Here is an 18,677-nt window from a genome sequence, read left to right as displayed (position 1 = left end):
CATACCGGCGGTCACACAGTAGGATAGGGGTTATGCAGATTTTGACACGCAACGAAGCAACCCATCGCGCTGCCCATCTTCATGTCTCCGCTATCGACGTCGTCGTCGATCTTCGAGATGCACAGGACACCACGAATCCGAGCTATCCCGTGACGTCGACGCTGACGTTGACGTCGGATGAGGACCGCGCCTTCATCGACATCGCTGGCGAGGTAAAAGAGGTTCTCCTCAACGGCGAACCCCACCCGTTCGACGACGATGAAGACCGCGTGTGGGTCGGTGGCCTGCCGGTGGGGGAGACGATCACCCTCGAGGTTCGCGCCCTGGCGCGCTACTCGCGCAGCGGCGAGGGCCTGCACCGCTACACCGATCCCGAGGATGGTGAGGTCTATCTCTACACCCAGTTCGAGCCCAACGACGCTCACCGTGCGTGGCCGTGCGTGGATCAGCCGGATGTGAAGCCCGAGTGGACGTTCCACGTCATTGCTCCCGCAGGCTGGGTCGTCTCCTCCAATGGAGTTGAGACTGCCGTCGAGGCCTTGGATGACTCGGGTGCGCTGCGCCATGATTTCACGGCGACCCGCCCGCTCTCGAGCTACATCACGGCGATTGTCGCCGGCCCGTGGGCGGTCATCGAAGGCGGCACGTGGAGCGGTGGCGCGTCGGATGGTGGCCATGCTGAGCTCGAGCTGCGCCTGCTGTGCCGCCGTACGCTCGCGCGCTACCTCGACTCCGACGACGTGTTTGAAGTGACTCGGGCAGGACTCGACTTCTTCCACGAGCGCTACGGAGTGACCTTCCCGTGGGGATCCTACGACCAGGTGTACGTGCCCGAATACAACCTCGGCGCCATGGAAAACCCGGGGTGCATCACCTTCAACGAGAACTACATTTCGCGCTCGACGCCCACCTTCTCCGAGCGCCAGCGCCGCGCGAACACGACGCTGCACGAAATGTGCCATATGTGGTTTGGCGACCTCGCCACACCCTCGTGGTGGGATGACCTGTGGCTCAAGGAGTCCTTCGCTGAGAACCAGGGCGCCAGCGCGATCGCGACGGCAACGCGCTACGTGGGCGAATGGGCGAACTTTGCGATGAACCGAAAGATCTGGGCCTACACGCAGGACCAGATGCCGACGACGCACCCGATCGCCGCTGACATCCCGGACGTTGCAGCCGCCAAGACAAACTTCGACGGCATCACCTACGCGAAGGGTGCATCCGTTCTCAAGCAGCTGGTTGCCTGGGTAGGGGAGGACGCCTTCTACGAGGGGGCCCGTCGCTACTTTGCCGAGCATCAGTTCGGTGCGACCAACCTGCAGGACCTGCTTGTTGCGCTTGAAGGCGCCTCGCAGCAGGAGCTTTCTTCGTGGAAGAGCGCCTGGTTGGAGACCTCAGGCCCGTCGACGCTGTCGGCTTCGTGGGTCACCGATAGCGTCGGTGCGATCACGGACTTCACGCTTCATCAGGGTGGTGAGGCCTGCAACGGTGTGCTGCGTCCCCACCGCGTCACCGTTTCGACGTGGCGCGTCGCCGCCGGGGCGCTTGAGCGTACGCATGTGTTTGACGTCCGTATCGACGGCGACAGCGCCCCCATTGATCCCGAGGGCGCTGTGGCGGTGCCCGGCGGCGCCGCGTCCGCTGACCTTGTCGTCGTGAACGACGATGACCTCACCTACGCGATCTCGCGCCTCGACGAGCGCTCGACCGACGTCGCGCTGGCTTACGTGGGCACCATTGATGCGGCTATCACGCGCGCCGTTATCTGGGCGTCTCTCTGGAACGCGGTGCGGGACGGTCTGCTGGATCCACGCCGCTTCGTAGTCGCGGTTCTGAACGCCGTTCCGTCCGAAACTGAGCCCGCGATCCGCGACCGTCTCCTGTTGTTCGTCGCCGAGGCCATCTCGTCCTTCCTGCCGGGCCAGGCTCGCTCGGACGTCCACGACCAGGTGCTTGCGACGACGATCCGTCTGTCGCGCGAGACCGAGGACTCCGACGCGTGGCGCTCGTACACGCGCGCATTCATCGCTGAATTCGCCGCCCGTGGTGGCGACGAGTATGAGGCGACGGTCCGGGACTTCGCCAGCAGCGACAACCCCGATATCGCCTGGCGTGCGCGCCGCGCCCTGGCTGCACGCGGCCTCGTCGATGAGGAGTCCATCGAGGCCTGGCGCAGTGCCGACGGCTCAGGCGAAGCCGCTCGCATGAGCGTCGAGGCCCTCGCGTCACTGCCCTCGGAAGAGGCTCGCGCGCGGGCCTGGGAGTCGGTGTTCTCCGATTCCCTGTCGAACGACTACCTGACCGCAACCCTGGCCGGCCTACAGGCCTCGTCGTGGGAGGGCGAGACCGGAATTGAGAGCGCCGTCGAGCGCATGATCTCCTACTGGGAGAGTCACACGATCGGCATGGCGCTGCGCTACGCCAACGGTGTCCTCGCTCTCGGTGTCGACGTCGACCGTGATGGCAGCGTCGAGCGCTCCGTCGGACTGCTGCGCCGCTGGATCGACGAGCACGCGGATGCTCCTGCGCAGCTGCGCCGCATCGTCGTTGAGCATCTCGACTCATTCGAACGCGACGAGCGCGTGCAGCGCCGCTGGAGTTCGGGCCAGTGACGCAGCCGGGACATCGAGGTGCGAAGCCGGGGGAGGAGCACGACGACGCTCCTGCCCAGGCCTCGTCCGTGGACCCCGCGGCCTCGATGTCCCTGCTCACGTCGCTCCTCGCCAATCCGCTGGACGCCGGTTACGAGCACTACCAAGCAAACCACGGCTCGCGACCTGCGGGACTTGTCAGCCGCATCGCCGTTTTCGCAGTGGCTGTTGCGCTTGGGTTTGGGTCGGTCATCGCTATCGGTTCGCTGCGGTGCCCGGCCAATGACGTGAAAGCCGACCTGAAAGAGCAGGCTGCCGCGCGGTCGAGCAACGTCGAAGCCTTGAACGATGAGGTGCAGTCGCTCGGCCGTGCGATCGATGACCTGTCGCAGTCCGGCTCACCAATCGCCGTGGATGGTGCGCGAGACCTGGTGACGGCGACACGACCTATCAGTGGCCCCGGCATCACCGTCACGCTCACGGATCGAAGCGGCCCGGGAAAGGGTAGCGGAGCTGTCCGAGACCAGGACGTCGCGATGGTTGTCAACGCCCTCTGGGGTGCCGGCGCGGAGGCTATTTCGGTCAACGGCCAGCGCATTGGACCAGATACTTTCGTGCGCACCGCAGGGTCGGCCATTCTGGTCAATGTGACCCCCGTGTCCTCTCCCTACGAGGTGACGGCAATCGGGGACTCGAACGCGCTGTCCGTCGCGCTTGTCCGGGGCTCGACAGGCGACTACCTATCCGCCGCCCAATCAGTCAGCGGTATGACCGTGAACTCGAAGGTCTCCCAGTCGCTGAGCATGGAAGCGCTGGCACCGACCTCATCGCAGTACGCACAACCGCTGGATACACAACCCGAAGGAGACACTCAATGATCGCCGTCATCGGATTGATCATCGGCATTGTGCTCGGCGTCTTGCTCGACCCGACAGTGCCCGCGTGGCTGGCCCCGTTCCTCCCCGTCGCGGTCGTTGCCGGCCTGGACGCACTTTTCGGCGCGGGACGCGCATGGCTGGAGGGGCGCTTCGCAGACCGCGTGTTCGTGACCTCTTTCTTCTGGAACGTCGTCGTTGCATGCCTGCTGGTTTTCCTGGGGACTCAGCTGGGAGTCGGATCCGCCATGACCACGGCCGTCGTCGTCGTGCTGGGTATTCGAATTTTCTCGAACACCGCATCGATCCGCCGTCTGCTCCTGAAGGCCTGACATGAGTGAACAGAATCAAGAGACGATTCCCTCCGCGTCCGAGAGTGCGCCCGCGCCCCGCGGGCACGGCGTTCACCGTGAGCCACACAGCGGACGGCGCCTGTGGGCCCGGGCGCGACAGGCGTTCTTTGCGCTGCCCCGTGGTTTGCACGTCGTGATGCTCGTGATCTTTATGATTTTGGGGTTCGCTCTTGCCACGCAGGTGAGGGCGCAGCGATCCGACCCCCTCGAAGGACTGTCCGAACAAGATCTTGTCACGGTGCTCGATGAGTTGGGCACGCAGGAGCAAAACCTGCGCACGCGTCGCGGCGAACTTTCCAGTGAACTAGACGAACTGCGCAGCGCCGCCGATGAGGCACAGGCACGAGAGCAGGCGGCACGAAAGGCCGAAACCCAAGCGCAGATCGCTGCGGGTACAGTGCCGGTCCGCGGTCCCGGCGTGACAGTCTCGGTCGTCGACGCCGGCGCAAACCTGACGTCGACGCAGTTCGTCATGACGCTGGGCGAATTGCGCAATGCGGGTGCCGAGGCCATCGAACTCAACGGTATTCGCCTGTCGACTCGGTCGTCCTTCACAGGGCAGGCCGGCTCGATTGCGGTCGATGGAATTCCCATCTCGTCGCCCTACACGTGGAAAGTGATCGGGGAGTCTCAGACGATCGCCACGGCGTTGGATATCCAGGCTGGTTCGGCGGCGCAGATGCGCGCCAAGGGCGCCAATGTGGCGATCACGCCGTCGACGGACATTACGATCGAATCGATTGCGACTCCGCGCCCACCCCAGTTCGCCACCTACCAGTGAGGTCCCACCGTATAATCGGTGGGGGAGTCACCGTGCTCACCGTGCCCGCGCTTGTCGGATGGTGAACGTTTACACTTAATACAGTCCCTGAAATGATCGTTTGGAGCGCACAATGTCCGACAACCAGCCGCTTGACCCGACCGCAACCTCTATCTTCGGCCTCGCGCCTGTGACGGAGGATGTCGAGGAGGCTCCCGTTGCCCTGTCTGCTCGCGATCGTGAGGCCGTCGAGGCACTGCCTGCCGGCTCTGCGCTCCTTATCGTCCAGCGCGGCCCGAACACGGGCGCGCGCTTCCTCCTTGATCCTGAGGTGACGAACGCGGGTCGTTCCCCCAAAGCCGACATCTTCCTGGACGACGTGACGGTCTCGCGCAAGCACTGCCAGTTCATTGCGTCGAACGGCGGCCACATCGTGCGCGATTCTGGCTCGCTGAACGGCACGTACGTGAACCGTGAGCGCGTCGATTCAATTGAATTGCACGCCGGCGACGAGGTGCAGATCGGAAAGTATCGTTTGACCTACCAGCCGTCGACCAAGCAGGCCTGACGTGTGCGCAGCTCTTGCACGTCGTCACGAGGTTGCTTCCGTGGAGGAAGCGACCTCGTGGCCGCATGATGCGGACCATTCGCCGGAGCTGTCGATCGGCCGTGTTGTCGATGCACTGAAGGACGAGTTCCCTGCGATCTCGCTGTCGAAGGTTCGCTACCTGGAGAGCGAAGGCCTTGTCTCACCCGCTCGCACCGGATCCGGGTACCGCAAGTATTCGGCCGCCGACGTCGAGCGGCTGCGCTACGTCTTGACGGAGCAGCGCGACTCGTTCACTCCGCTGAGTGTGATTCGCGGGCAGCTTGATGCGCTCGATGCCGGTCACGAGCCCGTGCGCCGTCGTGTCGCGCAGGTCGTGTCCTCAGAGGGGCAGACGGTGTCGCTGGGGGGCCGTCGGGCCATTCCGGCCGCGGATCTGTCGGACCTGACGGGCGTCGATATGGACACCCTCGAGCGTTATGCGAGGCTTGGGCTGATCACTCCGGATCTGGCCGGTTATTTCCCTTCTCGCTGCGTGCAAGCCGTTTCTACCATCGCGCGTCTCGAATCCGCGGGGGTGGATGTTCGGGTGCTGCGCGGCGTTCGTCAGGGCGCGGAACGTAGTGCGGATATCATCGACCAGACTGTTTCCTCTCAGAGGGGACGAGGCCGTGGCGCGGATCGTGAGCGTGCGCGCGCCCGAGCTATCGAACTGGGCGACCTGTTTGCCGAATTGCATCGGGACATGCTGGCGGTGGCGGTGTCGTCGCTGGCGGAGGACGGGGACTAAGTCTCATGTTCAACATGAAGGTTAGACTCGCCGGGGAGGTCATTGACCGAGCGTTGCTCGTGCTCTACCGTAGTCCTGTTCTCATCACGTATTACCTGCAAGGAGCCCCCGAGTGAGCGCACAAGCGAACGCCGCAAGCCGGCAAGGCATGCTGTTCGGCGATCCCCTTGAGGGGCTCGACACGGACGAGATGGGCTACCGCGGTCCCGTTGCGTGCAGCGCAGCCGGTATCACGTACCGTCAGCTCGATTACTGGGCTCGCACCGGTCTGCTGCAGCCGTCAATCCGCGCCGCGCGCGGCTCCGGCTCGCAGCGCCTCTACTCCTTCCGTGACATTCTCGTCCTGAAGGTCGTCAAGAAGCTCCTGGACGCCGGCGTTTCTCTCCAGCAGGTTCGCGTTGCCGTGTCGTCGCTGCAGAACAGGGGAGTGGATGACCTTGCATCCATCACGCTGATGAGCGACGGTGCGTCGGTCTACGAGTGCACCTCCACCGATGAGGTCATCGATCTTCTTCAGGGCGGACAGGGTGTTTTTGGCATCGCTGTGGGCCGCGTCTGGCGCGAGGTCGAGGGTTCGCTCGCTGAGCTGCCCCTTGAGCGCTCCGAGCCCGCCTTCGTCGACGAGCTCGCCGAGCGTCGTCGCTCGAAGCTTTCAGCTTCCTGAGACGTGTCTTCAACGTAAGTGTGGGGCCCAGGCGCAATGCCTGGGCCCCACACTTATCAAGCGGCGAGCGCCGCCTGGGCGACTAACGCCGGCCGAGAGGACGCGTCACGGTGTAGGCGGTCTCCAGATCCGTGATTTCCACGGTCACCATGCCGTTTTCGTCGACAATGTAGGACTCTTCGATGAGAGGTCCATCCTCGGTGCGGATGACGGGGACGGCCGACAGGTCGATGTCGGAGCGGCGCAGGGAGCGATCGAAGGGGACGATCACTTCGCCGTAGGGCTGCAGGTCACCGCGGGGCACCCCGGCCTCGTCGAACGACGAATACTCGACGAAGCGGAAGTATCCGATGTTGTGCGCGGCGCGGTAGCGGCGCTTAATCGTCAGGGTCTCGCCGGGAGCGAGCTCGGTGTTCGGCTCCAGAAGAGTATCGAACGAGATGAACGAGCCGGCCTCGCGCTCACGGAAGACGCCGACGCCACGCGAGAGCTGTTCGCGCACCGTGTACGCGGCCTCGGGATCGGCCCCGATGGCCAGGCCGATCGCGGTTGAGGCCGCCGTGTGCGGCGAGCGGTGCACGCGTCGGCCAAAGCGCGAACGGAGCACGCGGGCAACCAGCGGCAGCTGCGAACCGCCTCCAACGACGTAGAGGCCGGCGATGTCGCCGCCCAGCTGGCCGACTCCGGATGCATCCGGCACCAACAGGGGCTCCATGGCCTCGATCGTTGCCTCGACCAGGGGAGTGGCTGCCTCGTAGAAGTCGGTGACGGGAATCGTCACAGGCTTACCATCGACGGGCACGGTGATGAACTTTGTCGAAGGGGAGAGGGTCTCCTTCGCGTCGCGTGAGTCTTCGATGAGACGCTCCCACGCATCGTCCCCAAGCTTGCCTGAGTCGGTCCCAGCGGCAGCGGCGAGGCGGGTAGCAAGCACGACGTCGAAGTCATCGCCGCCGACCATGTTGAGGCCGCGCGAGCCCATGACCTCGTGGAGCGTGCCCGTGGCGGACACGATGGAGGCGTCGAAAGTGCCGCCGCCCAGGTCGTAGACGAGGATTGCGGTGCGCTTGGAATTGAGTGTGCCCGCATGGCGGTGCGTGTACTCGAAACCTGCGGCAGAAGGCTCGTTGACCATCGCGAGGACGTCCCATCCCGCGCGGCGGAAGGCCTCAAGAGTCAGGAAGCGCTGTGCTGACCACGCGTGGGCCGGGATGCCGACGAGCGCTTCGAGCGGCTCCGAATCCGGCAGCGAGGCGATGGAGGAGTTGGTGCGTAGCTGGCGTACAACGTAGCTGAGGAAACCCGTCAGCGCGTCGAGGATCGAGACGCTGTGATTACCCAGGCGCAGCGTGGACGTGTCAGTCACCGACGGATCGGACAGCAGACGCTTAAAGGAGCGCAGATGAGGAGCGCCTTCACGGGCAGCGTCTTCGGCGTCGAAACCGTAAACCAGGCGGTCGCCGTCAAGAGCGATGATAGACGGAACGAAATCGACCGTATCGTCATGATTGTTGACGAAAGAGACGATTGGGTAGTTCCCCCGATCGACGATAGCGATCGCAGTGGTCGTGGTGCCAAAATCAACTCCGAGTCTCATGGCACCCACACTAGCGTTTAAATAGGGGAGGACCTAGGACGTCTCGCCGGGCGTTCGCACATTCCCCGGTAAGGCCCTGTTTGCAATGGTGACAAAGAGCCAGGCGAGCAGGAAGTATGCGCAACCAGCAATGGCATCAACCACATAATGATTGGCCGTTGCGACGATTGTCACGATGGTTAAAACGGGGTGGGCGGCGAGAATGAGCCGGGCCCACCATGAGCGCCAGACGTACGTACCGAGCATGACTGCAACCCACACGGACCAACCCGTGTGCATCGAGGGCATGGCGCCGTAGGGGTTCGCGAGCGTGCCGAATAGCTGCGAATATGCGGACGTGTGCTCGGCGACGGCGTCGACGAAACCAAGGTCAGGAACGAGGCGCGGGGGAGCCAGGGGATAGGTCCAGTAGGTGATGAGCGCGCCTAGCGTCATGACGACGAGTGTCCATCGGGCGATCCGATAGTGAGCGGGGGCCTTTAGCCATAAAACAACCATGGCAAAGCCGGTCATTGCGAAGAATGATACCGCGTACTGGGTGGATGCGAGAGACGCGAGCAGCGGGTGGGTCGTGAGCCAGGCGTTTGCGGGGCCTTCAATAAACAGCCCGAAGTGGGACTCAAAGGCGGCGACGTCGTGTGCGTGAGCGACCGCGACAGATTCCGGAGCCTTCGCGAGGAACGACAGGATGGAATACGACAGGCATGCCAGCGCGAGCACGATGGTCTCTCGGATGGCAGGAGGGCGCTGCGAACGCACTTCATGGTCTGTCGTCATGGGTGTAACTGTACCGCGTGGTCGGAGAGCGGTCGATAAAGAATATCGGACATAATGTACATTATCGGATCGGTGGGTGGGGTTGAGACGAGGCCGTGGGAGCGTTCCGCTTGACGTGTCAGATAGAATGGACCCGTTTCGTTCTTTTGTTCAGGAGGCTGTTATGGCTGACCGCGCGCTGCGTGGCATGCAGATCGGTGCGAAGTCCCTCGAGTCTGAGGACGGTGTCGTTTTCGCCGACCGTTTCATCGTTCGTTACGCGTGCCCCAATGGCCACGAGTTCGAGGTGACGCTGTCCAGCGAGGCCACCGCGCCTGCGACGTGGGAATGCAAGTGTGGCCAGGCGGCCGAGCTTATCGGCGAAACTGTCGAGGATGAGGACAATAAGCCCGTCAAGCCTCAGCGTACCCACTGGGACATGCTGCTCGAGCGTCGCTCGATCGACGAACTCGAGGTCGTTCTGACCGAGCAGCTCACAGCGTACCGCGAGGGTCGCCTGCGTCCCGAGGGTTCCTACCGCAAGGGCTAACGCTTCGGCAAGATCCGTCGCGCGGCCTGGGCTAGTCGGCTCAGGCCGCCTTTCGTTACCATCACGAGTTCCTCGACGAAAATCGACGAGTCGAGCTTCGATTCGCCGGCCATGCGTTCGTCGAAGGTGATCGGAACCTCGGCGATAACGGCGCCCAGGGAACGCTCGAGCTCGGTCATTTCGACCTGGAACCCGAATCCTGTCGTCGCTACCCGACCGAGAACCTCGTGTTCGCTCAGGAATGACGCGCGGTGTAGGCGCAGGCCCGCCGTCGCATCGCGCACGGGCGTACCCAGACAAAAACGGACATAATAATTGCCTGCCTTGGACAGGGCGACACGCTTCGCAGACCATCCGTTGATGGCTCCACCCGGCACCCAACGAGACCCGATGACCAGGTCCGGACGGTCCGGGCCAGCCATACGGCTGAGTAACTTCGGCAGATCAATGGGACGATGCGACCCATCTGCATCCATCTGAAGAATGAAGGGGTATCCGTGGTCGATGCCCCAGCCCATGCCGTCGACGTAGGCCGTGGCAAGCCCCGACTTCGCGGGGCGATGAAGGACATGGAGACGCTCCTCGCCCTCGCGTCGGTTGTCGACCCACTCCCCCGTTCCGTCTGGCGACGAATCGTCGACGATAAGCACGTGCGCGCCCGGCACGTTCGCCCAGATGTCGCCCAGAATCGTCGGCAAGGTCGACATCTCGTTGTACGTCGGGATAACGATCAGGGTGTGGTCGCCGGAGGGCGACGGAGAGGAAGGAACAGATTCAGTCATGACTCACATCTTGCCGAATTTAGTGGCCGGACGCACGTCTGGCGCGCGCTGACGCTCTGATTCCTTGTCCGATAACTGTTGCGGTGGTGAGAATCGCCATGATTAGTGTCGCCACCATCACAGCGCCTGGAATCCTCTCCCCCGCCAAAGCTGTCAACGTCTGCGAGGTACGAAGCGGGATGTCGGCGGCGAGCGTCGCCGCCTCCTCGGTACCTGTGCTCGCGAGAATCGAGCCGTCGGGACGAATCACGTACGAGTGGCCGGTCGTGGAAGCCTGAACGGCACTGCGTGAATACTCCATCGCGCGCATGCGCAAGAGCTGGCCCTGCTGCGCGGACTCGCCCGACGAACGGAAATGGTAGTTGTTCGAGGGGACGACGATGACCTGACCGCCACGAGCGACGCCGTCGCCGATCACGAGGGGGTACGCAGCCTCGAAACAGATACCGACGGCCAGGGGAACACTGCGCCCGTCGCGTGCCTGGATAGTCATCAGGGGAGGCTCCTCCCCCGCTTCCATGTCCTTGCTGGACTGAGCAACTTCGGTCGCGAACGAAGCAATGAAGTCCCGGAAAGGAATGAACTCGCCAAAGGGAACGGGAACGTGCTTGGAGTAACGTGCGGCCTCGTCCATTCCCGTGCCTGGCTCCCATACCGCCAGCCAGTTCTTCACGCGGTCGCGCTCGTTGAGATTCGTGTAGCCGATCAGGATCGGCGCATCCAGCGCCGTGGCGGCTCGATCGACGGCCTGACCAATCGCAGGGAATGCAAGCGGATCGCGGTCAACGGATCCCTCGCCCCAGAGCGCGATGTCGATCGGGTGATCGGTGACCTGCGGCGAACTCGCGAGTTCGAGGGACGCCCGCATGTTGTTATCGGTCACCTCGCCCTCACGGCTGTATGCCTCGGCTCCGGGCAACGCGATATCGCCTTGGACGACGCCGACGCGTAACATACCGTTCTCCGCCTGATTGGGCAAAGAAATTGCGAGGGGCGCGACGTATGCGGCGGCGACGATGAGACCCAATGCCGGACGCGAAAACCAATGCTCGCGTATCACTGCGGCGTCGCGAGCCGCGAAAGCGCGGCGTACCAGAACGGCGAGAAAAACGACGACCGCGGTGATAAGCGTCGTGCCTCCGTAGGGTGCGAGATGACCGAGGGGTGAATCCACCTGAGGCAAGGCAACAGATCCCCACGGAAAGCCCGACCACGGCCAGCGCGACCGAGCAGCGTCGACGCCTGTCCAGGTCAGCGCAAACAACAACGCCTGGACGAGCGGACCGCGCGCCCATCGCCACAGCTGAGTCCAGCGGGCAAAGACCACCCAGCCCATGAAGAAGAACGTTTGCACGAGCGCCAGAACGAACCACGGGGGTGTCGTGCCAACGGCCAGCGGAATCCAGTCGATGAGAGGAACCCAGAAGCTCATGCCGAACACGAAGGTCACCGTCAGCGCGCGCGGGGCCCTGGCCTCGTCAATGCGCGACAGAAACAGGGCGAGGGCAGGAATCGATAGCCACCACCAGCCTACGGGCGGAAACGACGCGTATAGCGCGAGGCCGGCAATCGCGGCGATGATCGAATCGCCGCACACGTGCGCAAACGATGCGCGCTGGAAGATGTCCTGATGCCCCACTAGCCCTCCAGGTGTCTCAAATCGTCGACCACGCAACGATACCGCGTCCGATGCGGTCTTTCGCGGCCTCGGCCTTTCGCGCCAGCTCGCCGCTAGACGACGCCGACGCAATCTGGCCGAGGCAGTCCATGACCTGACGCATCCAGCGGACGAAGTCTCCGGCCTGGATCGGCGTGGCATCAATCGCCGTGGCCAGCGTCGAGCCATGCGCCCACGCAAGTGTGGCAGCCATTAGACCGGCGTCGAGGCTCGGGGTCAGGTCGCAGCCACAGGCCTTTTCGACGCGGTGCACGCGCTCCAGGGTCGCGAGGCTCTCGTGCCACGCTTCCTGCAACCGAATGCCCACGCCCGCAGGAGCCAGCTGCTGCGCATCGTCGTCGGAGCGAGAATCGTAGACGAGCGCAGAAACCATCGACGCGAGCTCCGCCTCGTCGAGCTCATTCCACGTGCCCTCGTTCATCGACATGGCCACCACGAGGTCGCGCTCGCCGAAGATTCGGCGCAAGCGTTGACCTGCGTCTGTGACCTCGTCCCCCGACAAAAAGCCGAGGCGCTCGAGAACCGCGCAGACACGGTCGAACTGGGCGGCCACGGAACCCGTCTGGGAGTCGATGGATGAGCGGAGACGATCGATCTCGCGGGCCAGACGTGCCCACTGGGCGCCAGCACGAGCGTGCTCCTCGCGATGCGGGCAGCGGTGAACCGGATGCTGACGCATCGCGACGCGCAGTGCGGAAATCGGATCAGAGGCCTGCGTGGAATCTACTGGGACCTCGTAGAGGCCCTTGGCTGCGCCGGAACGCAGGTCCCCGGCGATGCGCGTGCGCTCCTTCGTGCGCCGTAGCGCAGACCCACCGGGAATGGACATATGGCCGACGACAGCAATTGCACCGCGCACGTCTTCGGGGGCCAGTGCCCTCCACGTGGCGTCCTCCCCGATCACGGAGACCTCAACCCTGCCCGAGGCGCTGGTGGCCTTCGCCCCAACGACGCACAGGCGGGTCTTGCGGCCACGAGTCAGTGCGAGGACGTCGCCCGGGCGCACGCCGGACAGAAGACGACGCGATTCATCACGTGCCTCGCGCTTGCGCGCTCGTGCGCCGGACTTCTCAGCCTGACCCAACTGGTCTCGTAGCGTCAAGTACTCGCGGACGTCACCGTGCGAACACGACAGATCCTCGACCGTCGCGTCGCGTTGAGCCTCTAGCTCGGTCAGTCGCGACGCGAGCGCGACGACAGCGGAATCTGCCTGATACTGTGCGAAAGAGGACTCCAGGACCTTGCGAGTCTGGGCGCGCGTCGAGCGCGCGAGCAGGTTGACGACCATGTTGTACGTCGGAGTGAACGCGGAAATCAACGGGTACGTGCGCTTTGACGCGAGGGCTGCGACCTCTTCGGGAGCCACTCCCCCACGATGCGAGACGACCGCGTGGCCTTCGGTGTCGATACCGCGACGCCCCGCGCGTCCCGACAGCTGCGTGTATTCACCGGCGGACAGAGAGACATGCGCCGAGCCGTTCCACTTCGTCAGCGATTCGATGACGACTGTGCGCGCGGGCATATTGATGCCGAGCGCGAGAGTCTCGGTCGCGTACACCATCTTGACGAGGCCGCGCGAAAACAGGTGCTCGACGCTCTCCTTCATGAGGGGTAGCATTCCGGCGTGGTGGGCGGCGATACCGCGCATGAGGCCGCGTTTCCACGCCTCGGCGCCGAGGACGATGGCGTCCTCGGGAGGAAGGAGTGCGATGACTTCATCCACGTAGCTCTCGATTTCCGCGGCCTCCGAGCGGCTCGTCAGCGTGATGCGCGTAGACAGGATCTGGCGGACCGCATCCTCGCATCCTGCCCGCGAGAAGATGAAAGTAATGGCGGGCAGCAGCCGCGCGCGATCAAGAGAAATCAGCGTCGAGGGACGCGACTCACGACGCACGCGAACCTCACGGTTCCACGAGCGTGAGCCGCGCCCGCCGCGCATCCCGGAGTCCCGCGTCGCTGCCACGAGCTCGGGATTAAGCTTTCCCTTGCCGGTGGGCGCGTACAGGTCAAAGATGTCTTCGCCGACAATCATGTGCTGGTAGAGCGGGACGGGACGCTTTTCGGACACGATGATCTCGCAGGTGGAGCGCACTTCCCGGATCCATGCGCCGAACTCCTCCGCGTTCGACACCGTGGCTGACAGGGCGATGATCGCGACGTGTGCGGGCAGGTGAATGATCACTTCCTCCCAGACTGGGCCGCGCATCTTATCCGCCAGGTAGTGGACCTCGTCGAGGACGACGACGCCCAAGTCGCTCAGGGATGCGCCCGCGTAGATCATGTTGCGCAGGACCTCTGTCGTCATAACGACGACTGGGGCACCGGAGTTCACCGACGTGTCTCCGGTCGCGAGGCCGACGTTGTCCGCGCCGTACAGGTCGCACAGCTCCAGGTACTTCTGGTTGGACAAAGCCTTGATCGGCGTCGTGTAGAACGCGCGCATTCCCTGCTCGAGGGCGACGTAAGCGCCAAACTGGCCGACGATCGTCTTTCCCGCACCTGTGGGTGCAGCAACGAGGACGGAGCTGCCAGCCTCGACGGCATCGAGTGCCTGGATCTGGAACGGGTCCGGGGTGAAGCTCAGCGTGGACACCCAACGGGCGCGCAGCGACGAGGCGGCCTGCGCCTCGGCCTTGTACGCTGCGTAGCGCTGGGCTGCACTGCCCACTCCGAGGCCGACTTCCTCCTCGCGCTGGGTGACGTTCTCAGTGTCCCGGTTGCGGTGTCGACGTCGTTTGGGGCTCACGATGCATCCTCTCGGGTCCAGATCGACAAAACTGAGCGCGCACGGCGTGCGGCTTCGTCGCGCATGTCCGGTGTCGCTGCGCGCAGGTGTGGGGCAATGTCGATGAGGAGGCTCAGGCCCCACTGTTCGTTCCAGACGGGAAGGGTGATGCGCGCTCCCCCACCGTCCAGCTCGGCGATGATGTCACCGTTGTATTCGTCGGCGATCCACCGGGCAGCGCGATCGACGTCGAGCGTCCAGGTGGGCGCATCATGACGCACGCGGCGCGGCTCTTCGACGCGCGGGCCCTCGCCACGCACGTCGCTGATCGACGCGACCGCGAAGCTGCGAGCCTCCCCCGCGCGAGTGCACCAGCCGCGCAGCAGCCAGCCGCTCGCGCTCGCCTCGAGCGACCACGGGTCGACGATGCGGCGCGTGCGAACGCCAGAAGCGGACACGTAGGTGAAAGACACTCGTTCTTCGCGCAGGAGGGCATCGCGCAGGTTCTCGAGGCTCTCGCTCGACGAGGCCAGAGAAGGAATGGCCTCCACGTGCTGTTCGGCGTCGGCCTCTTTCAGGCCCCCGAGCGCGCAGACGACGAGGGCGGCATGCGGAACATGAGCGGCAAGATCCGTGCCAAGCAGCGGGGTGATCGCAGACAGCCCGATGAGAAGAGCCTGCGCCTCTAACGTGGACAGACGCAGCGGCGCCGAGGCGCCCAGCGTCGAGCGTAGTGACACGCGCTGTTCTCGCTCGTAGAGCTCCCAATCGACCTCGAAGGACGCACCGGGCAATGAATCTCCAACGGATGCTAGATACTCGATATCACGACGCACCTGTCGGCGAGTTCGATGGAAATGCGCAGCGATCTCATCGACGCTCGCGCCGGGATGGTCACTCATCCACGCGACCATCGAAGCGAGGCGGACAACGGCCAACTGTACGTTCTCAGGCATTGCGCTCACCCCACGTCGCGGCCGCTTGCAGGCGCGTCACCATCGCGTCGCGCAGGGACTCGGGTGATACGACGACCACGTCACATGCCAGGGGAAGAAGGCGACCTATCCACGTTCCCATCTCTGCGCCTTCAAGCGCGACACGCTCCCAGCCGTGCCGAGGCGAACCGTGCTCCTCAGACAATGCCCCAGCCTCGTAACCGTGAAGAAGTGTGCGCGCAGTGCAGTCCCCACGCACGTCGACGATGGGAGAGACGAACGATGACACACGCGGAAACGCAGCTCCCTCGGGTGGGAGCGATGCATCTCCCGGCTCCCCGATGAATGAAATCTGGGAGCGTATGCGCGACACACGGAATGTGCGCTCGCTGCCGCGATCGAGGTCCCATCCCCACAGGTACAAGGCGCGGCCCTGGACCGACAGGGCCCACGGCTCGACGGAGCGCTCTGTGAGCTCGCGAGATCCCGGGTATTCGAAGCACACCACGCGCCGCTCGCGAATTGCCTGCGACAACACGGTGGCTGCCCCGAGGCCGGTGAGACCGAGACGAATAGTGGGAGCAGCAACATCGTCGGAGGAAGCTGCAGCCGCCTTCGCATCAATGGCATCGGCGAAAAACTCACTACTATCCCACGCGCGTGCAGCCAGCGACATCAGCGCGCGATCGGCACTGGTCACCTCGATGCCGGGTGCAAAAGAATCCCAGGCGATGCTGTAACGCTCCCCCGAGTGAATCGTCATGTGGGCACCCGCGTCGCGCAGCGCGTCTTTGTCGCGCTGGAACTGTGTTTCGAAGGCATCGTCCGCGAGCCCCTGATATCCGGGAAGAGTGCGCAATTGTGCCTTTGTGCGCCCGGGACGCGCGCCCAGGAGCTCCACAAAAAGCTCAAGGACGCGCACGTTAGCGTTGACGGCGGTACTCACCCGCCTACCCTACGCGAAACGCGCGCGTCCCGAGCATACGGCGCACCGTTTAGGACTGAGGCGACGCGGTATTAGCCGTGCTGGCGTACTCGTTGGTCACGATGACGTTCGGATCGACGTCTCCTTCGAGGACACCGATCGACGTCAGGAACGACACCATGGAAGACCAAGTGGCAAGATCCTGCACGCCGTCAGCGTGGGCATCATCTCCGAGCCACAGAGGAACGGTCGCAGCGAGTACAGCATTTGCTGCGGCCAGCGACGTCTCGTCGCTGAGCGTCGTATCCCACTTCGCCGTCGCGTCGATTGCGACCTGGGGATCGGCGGCGATCGTGTTCATCGCCTCGGTTGTTGCGGACACGACCGCGCGTGCCGCATCAGGGTGGGCCTGCGCCCATTCGCGCGTCGTAATAATCGAGGCTGCCACCAGCGGAGTCGAGGCTCCATCCAGTGGGATCTCCCGGATGTCGATGCCCGCCAGTCTCATTTGCACCGCGTCGTTGTTGGTAAAGCCAACGACTGCGTCCACCTGGCCAGCCGCGAGGGCCGCCTGCTGCGTGTAGCCGATCGACGAAATGGTCACGTCAGATGTCTGCAGTCCCCCGGCCTTGATAGCGGCAAGAGTTGCGTAGTAGCTCGAACCATACTCACCTGGGATGCCAATGGTCTTTCCGGCGAGGTCAGCCAGGCTCGTGATCGACGACGATGCCCGGACGATGACGCTTCCCGGGTAGGTCGCGTAATACTGGCCAATCGACACGAGGTCCATGCCCTGCGAGGCGGCAACCGCTGCCTCGTCGCCGGACGCGATGACCACATCCTCCTGGCCGGCGAGAAGCGCCGTGAACAGGCCCTCATCCGAGCCATGATGACGGACTGTGGGCGTGATGCCGGCGTCGTTGTATAGCCCCTGAGAATCGGCGACGTACACGGGTGCAAACTGCACGTTCGGGATGTAGGTTAGGCCGATCGTCACGTCCGAGGCGCCCTTCGAGGACGCGCCCGACTGCGTCGCGCCGGGACCGGCTGTGCAAGCGCCGAGTGCCAGCGAGACGCTGGCACAAATTACGGTCGCGCGAACGATAGTGGATAGCTTCAAGGGATGTCTCCTTCACTGCGTGATGGCGTAGCGCTTCGACCGCTCGATCTGATACACGATGACGTACAGAATTGTTGCCATGATGCACAGGATCGCGATGACGACAAACATGCCGGCGGTGTCCACGTTGCTTCTCATTTGAGTGAGTACCTGCCCGAGCCCGGACCCTCCCATGACCATCTCCCCCACGACCGCGCCCGTCACAGACAGAGCAAACCCATTACGCAGGCCGCCCAGAATGGCGGGAGCGGCAAGAGGTAGCTCCATCTGTGCAGCCATCGTCCAGCCCGTCGCGCCGTCGAGCGCGGCAGCTTCGAGCAGCTCACGATCGATATGACGTAAACCGACGACGGTGGACACAAGGATCGGGAAGAACACCATTAATGCGCACAGCACAATAACCGGTGTGATGCCATACCCGACCCACAGCACGAGAATGGGGGCGATTGCGATGGCGGGCAACGCTTGGGTTGCTCCAAGGAAGGGTTCCACCGCGGCGGCCAATAGCCGCCATCGGTAGATCGCATACGCGAGTGGCAGCGCAACGACCGTTCCGAGCGCGCACCCTGCGATAGCCTCGCCTCCCGTCACCGCAATCTGGTGCCAGGTGGCAGGGCGCTGGAGCAGCGCCACGCCTTTTCGGGCAACAGCAAACGGATCGGGCAGGCGCCAGGCTTCGATGCCGGTCAGCGTCGTCGTCAGCCACCATCCCGCCAGCACAAGGGCAAGGAAGATGATCGGTGCCGCGACGGTGAGCGCACCGCGGGGCTTGTTCCGAGTTGCCACGACTTACTTTCCGACACCGGGGGTACGCGCAGCACAGCAGACGCACGGATGCGCCTCATGCACTCCTCCCATCCGGACTTTAACCGTCGGTGCCGGAATTTCACCGGCTCAACCACCCTCGTTCTGTGAAGGCGGGTCGCGGACTATCACCGCCGGTTCGGACTTTCACCGACCCCGGAGTACTCGTGTGCCATTGTGCCACCGACCGTCGCGCTGCGCGAGGCGTATCCCCTATGAAAGAAA

17 protein-coding genes and 1 riboswitch are annotated in these 18,677 nt (G+C 64.0%); of the genes, 8 read left to right on the top strand and 9 right to left on the bottom strand.

The annotated features are described in order from the left end of the window. Positions 1–32 precede the first annotated feature (32 nt). From pepN to JJJ16_RS03660, 7 genes are all read left to right on the top strand, one after another. Positions 33–2,612, top strand: a complete 2,580-nt coding sequence (pepN, locus tag JJJ16_RS03690; RefSeq protein ID WP_219751422.1) for an aminopeptidase N — start codon at positions 33–35, stop codon at positions 2,610–2,612. Then, complete coding sequence (locus JJJ16_RS03685) at positions 2,609–3,469, top strand: DUF881 domain-containing protein (RefSeq protein WP_219751421.1); 861 nt, start codon at positions 2,609–2,611, stop codon at positions 3,467–3,469. Before pepN ends, JJJ16_RS03685 begins: the two co-directional genes overlap by 4 nt. Continuing rightward, entirely contained in the window at positions 3,466–3,798 is a 333-nt protein-coding gene (locus tag JJJ16_RS03680; protein ID WP_003796681.1) for a small basic family protein, read from the top strand. The genes JJJ16_RS03685 and JJJ16_RS03680 overlap by 4 nt, the downstream gene beginning before the upstream one ends. A gap of 1 nt (position 3,799) precedes the next feature. Beyond that, positions 3,800–4,600, top strand: coding sequence for a DUF881 domain-containing protein (locus JJJ16_RS03675; RefSeq protein ID WP_219751420.1), 801 nt, complete (start codon positions 3,800–3,802; stop codon positions 4,598–4,600). 112 nt (positions 4,601–4,712) lie between these two features. Then, entirely contained in the window at positions 4,713–5,147 is a 435-nt protein-coding gene (locus JJJ16_RS03670; protein ID WP_003792423.1) for an FHA domain-containing protein, read from the top strand. A gap of 1 nt (position 5,148) precedes the next feature. Continuing rightward, positions 5,149–5,916 carry a MerR family transcriptional regulator gene (locus JJJ16_RS03665; protein WP_219751419.1) on the top strand — a complete coding sequence of 256 codons (768 nt, stop codon included), beginning with the start codon at positions 5,149–5,151 and terminating at the stop codon, positions 5,914–5,916. 112 nt (positions 5,917–6,028) lie between these two features. Continuing rightward, complete coding sequence (locus JJJ16_RS03660) at positions 6,029–6,580, top strand: MerR family transcriptional regulator (protein WP_034466881.1); 552 nt, start codon at positions 6,029–6,031, stop codon at positions 6,578–6,580. Positions 6,581–6,662: 82 nt separating this feature from the next. Here JJJ16_RS03660 and JJJ16_RS03655 read toward each other — a convergent pair whose 3' ends face one another. Next, on the bottom strand, positions 6,663–8,177 hold the full coding sequence (locus tag JJJ16_RS03655) for an Hsp70 family protein (RefSeq protein WP_219751418.1): 1,515 nt from the start codon (positions 8,175–8,177) through the stop codon (positions 6,663–6,665). 33 nt (positions 8,178–8,210) lie between these two features. Beyond that, entirely contained in the window at positions 8,211–8,954 is a 744-nt protein-coding gene (locus JJJ16_RS03650) for a phosphatase PAP2 family protein (RefSeq protein ID WP_034466886.1), read from the bottom strand. Positions 8,955–9,117: 163 nt separating this feature from the next. Here JJJ16_RS03650 and JJJ16_RS03645 point away from each other — a divergent pair, with 163 nt between their 5' ends. Next, the gene (locus JJJ16_RS03645; RefSeq protein ID WP_219751417.1) at positions 9,118–9,483 is read left to right on the top strand and encodes an RNA polymerase-binding protein RbpA; all 366 of its coding nucleotides are present in this window, start codon (positions 9,118–9,120) and stop codon (positions 9,481–9,483) included. On the opposite strand, the gene JJJ16_RS03640 is transcribed toward JJJ16_RS03645, so the two are convergent. From JJJ16_RS03640 to JJJ16_RS03610, 7 genes are read right to left on the bottom strand one after another with little or no spacing between them, the layout of a single operon-like run. Next, positions 9,480–10,265: a polyprenol monophosphomannose synthase gene (locus tag JJJ16_RS03640; RefSeq protein WP_219751416.1), complete on the bottom strand. Its 786-nt coding sequence runs from the start codon at positions 10,263–10,265 to the stop codon at positions 9,480–9,482. The genes JJJ16_RS03645 and JJJ16_RS03640 overlap by 4 nt on opposite strands. Before the next feature lie 19 nt (positions 10,266–10,284). Next, entirely contained in the window at positions 10,285–11,904 is a 1,620-nt protein-coding gene (lnt, locus tag JJJ16_RS03635; protein WP_219751415.1) for an apolipoprotein N-acyltransferase, read from the bottom strand. A 16-nt stretch (positions 11,905–11,920) separates the two neighbouring features. After that, on the bottom strand, positions 11,921–14,689 hold the full coding sequence (locus JJJ16_RS03630) for a DEAD/DEAH box helicase (RefSeq protein ID WP_219751414.1): 2,769 nt from the start codon (positions 14,687–14,689) through the stop codon (positions 11,921–11,923). Continuing rightward, positions 14,686–15,624, bottom strand: coding sequence for a helix-turn-helix transcriptional regulator (locus JJJ16_RS03625; protein ID WP_219751413.1), 939 nt, complete (start codon positions 15,622–15,624; stop codon positions 14,686–14,688). Before JJJ16_RS03625 ends, JJJ16_RS03630 begins: the two co-directional genes overlap by 4 nt. After that, positions 15,617–16,549, bottom strand: a complete 933-nt coding sequence (locus JJJ16_RS03620) for a helix-turn-helix transcriptional regulator (RefSeq protein WP_219751412.1) — start codon at positions 16,547–16,549, stop codon at positions 15,617–15,619. Before JJJ16_RS03620 ends, JJJ16_RS03625 begins: the two co-directional genes overlap by 8 nt. Positions 16,550–16,598: 49 nt before the next feature. Further along, on the bottom strand, positions 16,599–17,648 hold the full coding sequence (locus tag JJJ16_RS03615; protein ID WP_219751411.1) for an ABC transporter substrate-binding protein: 1,050 nt from the start codon (positions 17,646–17,648) through the stop codon (positions 16,599–16,601). Positions 17,649–17,660: 12 nt separating this feature from the next. After that, a complete protein-coding gene (locus JJJ16_RS03610) occupies positions 17,661–18,434 on the bottom strand; it encodes an ABC transporter permease (protein ID WP_219751410.1) in 774 nt (257 codons plus the stop codon). A gap of 56 nt (positions 18,435–18,490) precedes the next feature. Next, positions 18,491–18,620, bottom strand: a riboswitch (FMN riboswitch). Positions 18,621–18,677 lie beyond the last annotated feature (57 nt).

The sequence above is a fragment of the Schaalia sp. ORNL0103 genome, from assembly GCF_019429565.1.
GTDB lineage: Bacteria > Actinomycetota > Actinomycetes > Actinomycetales > Actinomycetaceae > Pauljensenia.
This window is presented reverse-complemented; position numbering and strand designations above follow the sequence as displayed.